Here is a 5,482-nt window from a genome sequence, read left to right on the forward strand (position 1 = left end):
CGGCCGCTCAGACCGTGCTGCAGGTGCCGCGACCGGCGGCGCAGGCGCGTCTGCCGGCGGGTTGCTCTCGACCGCCGCCGTCGAGGCGGCCTCGCGGGCCAGGCGAAGCTCGCGCCGGGTCATCGGCACGGGGGCCTGCTCCGTCATCCGGGGGGTCCTTGCTGTCGTCGAGTCACGGTCGAGCCGGGTGGGGGGATCCACTGCGAGCCGTAACGAGGGTGTCGGCGCATCTGATCCCGAACTCAAGGGTCTGTACGGGTGAATCACAGGATCTCCACGTCGATCGGGTCAGTCGCCGGTCAGGACCGGGGCGCGCCCGCCAGGAAGCGCTTCACCGGGGAGGTGGCACCGCAGCACGGCGGCTCAGCCGGCTGGCCGGCGCGGTCGTGGGCGACGCGAGCTGCTCCCCGGGGCCGATGGCACGGAACCGCAGATAGGCTCGCGCCATGCGTCGACGGTGGGAGGTCCGACAGCTCGCCCGTCGGGCGATGGGCGGGTCTCAGGGGATCCAGGTGGGGGCCAGGGCCTACGACGCGGGGATCGACGACATCGTGGCTCGCGGGGCCCTCGAGCTGGGCCTGCGGATCGGCGAGGCGATGCTGTCGCTCGGCGCCGCGGCTGCCGACGTGACCGCGGCCATCCAACGGGTGGTGCGTACCTTCGGCCTCGACGGGTGCCAGGTCGAGCTCACGTTCACCGCGATCACCGTCTCCTACGACCGCGGGGTCCTGGTCGCACCGGTCACCGTGATGCGCCTCGTGCGGGACCGGGTGGTCGACTACGGCCGGCTCGCGGGCGTGATCGCTGTCGCTGACGAGGTGGCGGGGGACGACCTCAGCGGCGAGGACGCCGTCGACCGGCTCGAGTGGGCGCACGGCGAGCTCGACAGCGTCATCGCCGCCCCGCGCTCCTACCGGCGCTGGGTCGTGACCGTGGCCCTGGCTGCCCTGGCCGGGAGCGTCGCGCTGCTGCTCGGTGGTGGGGTGGGTGTGGCTCTGGTGGCCGGAGCGACGACCGCGACCATCGACCGGGTCACGTGGGCGTTGTCCCGCTGGGGCCTGCCCCCGTTCTACGTGCAGATCGTCGGTGCGGGCCTGGTGACCACCGTCGCCATCACGCTCCTGATCGTCGTCCCGCACCTGCCCGTCGAGATCGAGGTCCTCCCCCCAGCCCTGGTCGTCGCCTCCGGCATCGTCGTCCTCCTGGCAGGGCTGTCCCTCGTCGGGGCGGCGGAGGACGCGCTGAGCGGCTTCCCCCTGACGGCCGCCGCGCGGTCCTTCGAGGTCGTCGTCCTGACGCTCGGCATCGTCGTGGGCATCGGCGGCGTGCTCGACATCGCGCGGCGGGCCGGGGTGCAGCTCGAGGTCATCCAGGTGCCCCCGACGACGACGCCTCTGCTGCTCCAGGGCTTCGCGGCGGCGGTCGTGGCGTTGTCCTGGGCGATCGCCTCGTACGCACGCCCGAGGGCGGTGCTCGTCGCCGGGGCTGCCGGGGCGATCGCCTGGATCGTCAGCACGCTCCTGCTCGGCTCCGGCATCGGGCCCGCGGTGGCCGGTGCGGTCGCGGCCCTCGCCGTCGGCTTCCTCAGCGAGACGTTCGCCCCGCGGTTCGGCGTCCCGTCGATCGTGGCCTCCGTGTGCGGCATCGTTCCGCTGCTCCCGGGGCTCGCCGTCTACCGAGGGATGTTCCAGATCGTCAACGACCCGCAGGCCGGTCTGATCATCGGGGCCACGGTGCTGCTCGGAGCGGCGATGATCGGTCTGGGGCTCGCCGCGGGCGTCACCCTGGGCGAGTTCCTCGCGTCACCGCTGCGCCTGGGGACCCGGAACCGTCGCGCGCCGACCGAGCAGTGAGGGTCAGGCCGGCGGGATGCGACCGATGATCGCCTGGGCTGCGGCCGTCACACGCGCCCTGTCGTAGGTGACCTGGAAGTCGAACTCACGGTCGCGGTCCGCACAGTCGTCCCCGCGGTCCCGAGCCACCAGCGCGACGGCGTCGTGGGCACCGAGCACCACGACGGTCCACTCGGCAGCCAGCGGGTCCGCGGCGGCGAGGTCCACCCCCCGCACACCGGGCACGGGACTCGGTGGCATGTTGCGCCCCAAGGCGCTGACCAGAGGCAGCTCGGCGGCGAGCTGCGTGTAGCGCCGCGCCGTCGCGGGCGTGAAGTGGCGCGCGTCCTGGAAGCATGCGAGGAGCAGCGGGGGGACCCGCGCCTGCCGTGCGGTCTGCTCGACCGTCATGGACAGCGGCAGCAGCAGGTGCTTGGGCGCGCGCCGCAGGGCGCCGGTCGCGCGCAGGTCGAACGGGGTTGCGCGGAGCCGCTGCGCCACCGGGTTGGGCTCGAACCGTGCCGGCTCGTGGTGGGTCTCGTGCAGCGCTGGACCCGGTCGGCCCCAGTACCAGCCCTGCCCGAGGGTCGCCCCCAGCACCAGCGCTCGCGTGAGGTCCGCGGCGGTCTCGATCCCTTCCGCGACGACCTCCGCCCCGGTGGACTCGGCGTAGGCCCGGACGGCACCCGCGACCGCGATGGTCCGCATGTCCTCGACGCTGCGGAGCAGCCCGAGATCGAGCTTGACCACCTCGGGCTGGAGCACCGGGATGAAGGCCAGGGACTCCGGGACCGCCCCCACGTCGTCGAGGGCGATCGCGCACCCGGCGGCGCGCAGCCGCTCGGCCAGGGCGAGCATGCCGGCCGGGTCGGCCGCGAGGGCGCGCTCGGTGATCTCGACGACCGCCTGCACCCCGGCCCCCCTCCGCGCGAGCGCGTCGAGCACGACCTCAGGGCTGCTGCTCAACGTCGAGGGCTCGACGTTGACGAAGAGCGTGGTCGGGGAGCGCAGCGAGCTCGCGGCGGCGAGCGAGTGCCGTAGCGACAGCTGCTCGAGCTCGGCCAGCTGACCGCCGGCGCGGGCGCCGTCGAGCAGGGCGACGGGCGACTCGTACGCGCTGCCCCGAGGGCCGCGGAGCAGAGCCTCGTGGCCGACCTGGGCCCCCGAGTCGAGGTCCACCAGAGGCTGGTAGACGCAGCTCAGCGCCTCCGGGCTGAGGACGTCCGCCGGCAGCGCGGAGGGAGGAATGATCAGGTCCAGGTCAGGCACGTCGCTCCCATCGGCCGTCGGGGCCTCGGCGTGATCCATTCTTGCTCGCGGACCTCCGGCCGTCCTGGGGAGGGCATCTGCCCTGCTGGTCGGGGCGGACCGGGTGAATCCTCCGCTGGCCGGTGGTCGCGCGACGAGGCAGGCTTGCTCGGACGTCTATAGTCGCGGCTGCAGGGCGACGCCGGGCCGCCCCGGGAGCCGAAGGCACCGCAGCCGTGGGAAGGGGAGCCGTGTCGTTCGACCTCGACCCGTGCCGTGTCTTCGCCGAGTCCGGCGAGCTGCTCGCCGAGGGCTTCGTCCGCGAGCAGGACGAGGACGGGCTCCTCGTCGAGGCCGACCACTTCACCGGGTCGTGGCTCGAGGAGGGGGATACGGCCGTGGTGCAGGTGATGAGCGCCGTACGCGGCGAGGTCACCTACGACGCGGTGGTGACCTTGAGCGTGGCCCGCCGCATCGGCCTCGGAGGGCTGCGGCTGCGGGAGGCGGTGCAGAAGCGCTCGGCGGTCAGGGTGCCCACCTCGCTGCCGCACCGGGTCACCCATCGCTACGAGGGCCGCGAGAGGATCGAGCTCGAGCAGCCGCTCGACGTGGTGGTCATCGACGTGAGCGCCCACGGCCTGCGGCTGCAGTGCGCCCAGCAGATCGAGGGCGGCACCGACCTCGAGCTCGAGCTGACCGTGACCGGGACGCCGATGCCCGTCGTCGTGCACGTGCTGCGAAGCATGGACAACCGTCAGGGCTACGCGCACGGGTGCACCTTCGTCCGGATGAGCGAGAAGGACGAGGACGATCTCTTCACCTTCGTCCTCGCCGAGCAGCGGCGCCAGCGCGCGCAGCGGATGGACGCGCTCGAAGGGTAGTTGATCGCTCACGTATCCTGCGAGACGCGGCAGCCGAGCGGCTGGACGTGACCCGTCCCAGGAGGAGACCGATGAGCGGCCCCAAGCGAGCGAGCGCCAAGGACGAGCGGCGTGCCCGGCTCGCCGAGATCCAGTCCGAGCAGCGGCGCGCCGAGCGCCGACGGACCAGGATCATCGTGGGCGTGTCCGCGGGTGTCGCGCTGGCGCTGATCATCCCGGCCGCGATCGTGATCGTGGACGCGCAGCAGCGCCAGAGCGAGGTCCAGGCGCTGGCCGAGCAGCCGATCGACGGCGTCGCCGAGTTCGAAGAGCTCACCGCCAACCACGTGGCGGGGCCGGTCGACTACACGCAGACGCCTCCCGTGGGCGGCGACCACGACGCGACGTGGCAGAACTGCGGCTTCTACGAGGCCCCCGTCACTGACGTCCACGCGGTGCACTCCCTCGAGCACGGGGCTGTCTGGATCACCTACTCGACCGACCTGCCCGAGGACCAGATCGACACCTTGCGCAGCCTCACCGAGCAGCACCCGTACCTGCTGGTGAGCCCCTACGAGGGCCTGGACGCGCCGGTCGTGGCGAGCGCCTGGGGTCTGCAGCTCGAGCTCGACACCGTCGACGACGACCGCCTCGAGCCCTTCCTGCTGCGCTACCTGCAGGGCCCGCAGACCCTCGAGCCCGGAGCTGCGTGCCAGGGCGGCGTCGGCGCGTGACGGAGTCCGTGGCCCGGGACGAGGCCGCCGCCGCACCGGACCGGCGGCCGGTCGCGGTCGTCGTGGTGGCTGTGGTCGCCCTCGCTGCGGGTGTGGCGCTGGGGCTGCTCGCCGCGGGCGGCCTGCTGCGCCCGGCGGTCCCTGCCGAGGGGTCTGCCGACGTGGGCTTCGCGCGGGACATGCAGACCCACCACGACCAGGCGGTGCAGATGGCCGTCCTGGTGCGAGAGGGCTCCGAGGACGAGACGGTCCGCACCCTGGCCCTGGACATGCTGCTCACCCAGCGCCAGCAGCAGGGCCAGATGTTCGGGTGGATCTCGACCTGGGGCCTGCCCCAGGCCTCGACGTCGACCATGGCCTGGATGGGCGAGGAGCACCACGCCCCGGGCTCGACGGCGAAGGACATGCCCGGCATGGCGACGCAGGAGCAGCTCGACGCCTTGGGCTCGGCCGAGGGGGCGCAGGCGGAGCGCATCTTCCTGACCCTGATGATCCCGCACCACCGGGGTGGGGTCGAGATGGCCGAGGTCGCCCTCGAGCGGGCGCAGCAGCCGGAGGTGCTGCGCCTCGCCGAGTCGATCGTCGTGGCCCAGGAGGCCGAGATCGCCGTGCTCGAGCAGATGCTGGACGAGCGGGGCGGTCCGGCCGAGGTTCCCGCGGCCTCCTGAGCCGCCGGCTCTCAGGCCTCCTGGCGGGGGCGGCGGGTGCGCTCGTCCTCGGGCCGACCGCGGTCCCGACGGGGCCCGGATCCGGCCGGGCCGTGGTGGGTGCCCTGGTGCGCGGTGGTCCGCGCCGGGGGCCGCTGCCG

The 5,482-nt window shown here is 73.5% G+C and carries 5 protein-coding genes; 4 read left to right on the top strand and 1 reads right to left on the bottom strand.

Going from position 1 to position 5,482, the window contains the following annotated elements; translation table 11 throughout:
* Positions 1-446: 446 nt before the first annotated feature.
* Positions 447-1,853 (top strand): threonine/serine exporter ThrE family protein, encoded by a 1,407-nt coding sequence (locus L0B03_RS13295; RefSeq protein ID WP_250446542.1) that lies wholly within the window; start codon positions 447-449, stop codon positions 1,851-1,853.
* Positions 1,854-1,856: 3 nt separating this feature from the next.
* Here the strand turns inward: L0B03_RS13295 and L0B03_RS13300 are convergent, their stop codons facing one another.
* Complete coding sequence (locus tag L0B03_RS13300) at positions 1,857-3,101, bottom strand: EAL domain-containing protein (protein ID WP_250446544.1); 1,245 nt, start codon at positions 3,099-3,101, stop codon at positions 1,857-1,859.
* A gap of 230 nt (positions 3,102-3,331) precedes the next feature.
* On the opposite strand from L0B03_RS13300, the gene L0B03_RS13305 reads away from it, so the two are divergent.
* The 3 genes from L0B03_RS13305 to L0B03_RS13315 all read left to right on the top strand — a co-directional run bounded on the left by L0B03_RS13305 (position 3,332) and on the right by L0B03_RS13315 (position 5,342).
* Complete coding sequence (locus tag L0B03_RS13305) at positions 3,332-3,961, top strand: PilZ domain-containing protein (RefSeq protein ID WP_250446547.1); 630 nt, start codon at positions 3,332-3,334, stop codon at positions 3,959-3,961.
* A gap of 71 nt (positions 3,962-4,032) precedes the next feature.
* Complete coding sequence (locus tag L0B03_RS13310; RefSeq protein WP_250446549.1) at positions 4,033-4,674, top strand: DUF3105 domain-containing protein; 642 nt, start codon at positions 4,033-4,035, stop codon at positions 4,672-4,674.
* Complete coding sequence (locus L0B03_RS13315; protein ID WP_250446552.1) at positions 4,671-5,342, top strand: DUF305 domain-containing protein; 672 nt, start codon at positions 4,671-4,673, stop codon at positions 5,340-5,342. The genes L0B03_RS13310 and L0B03_RS13315 overlap by 4 nt, the downstream gene beginning before the upstream one ends.
* Positions 5,343-5,482 lie beyond the last annotated feature (140 nt).

Source organism: Actinotalea sp. C106 (assembly GCF_023630195.1).
Lineage (GTDB): Bacteria > Actinomycetota > Actinomycetes > Actinomycetales > Cellulomonadaceae > Actinotalea.

Excerpts from the sequence above, each read along its gene's own strand:
- L0B03_RS13295 (WP_250446542.1), top strand. The coding sequence starts at position 447 with ATGCGTCGACGGTGGGAGGTCCGACAGCTCGCCCGTCGGGCGATGGGC.
- L0B03_RS13310 (WP_250446549.1), top strand. The coding sequence starts at position 4,033 with ATGAGCGGCCCCAAGCGAGCGAGCGCCAAGGACGAGCGGCGTGCCCGG.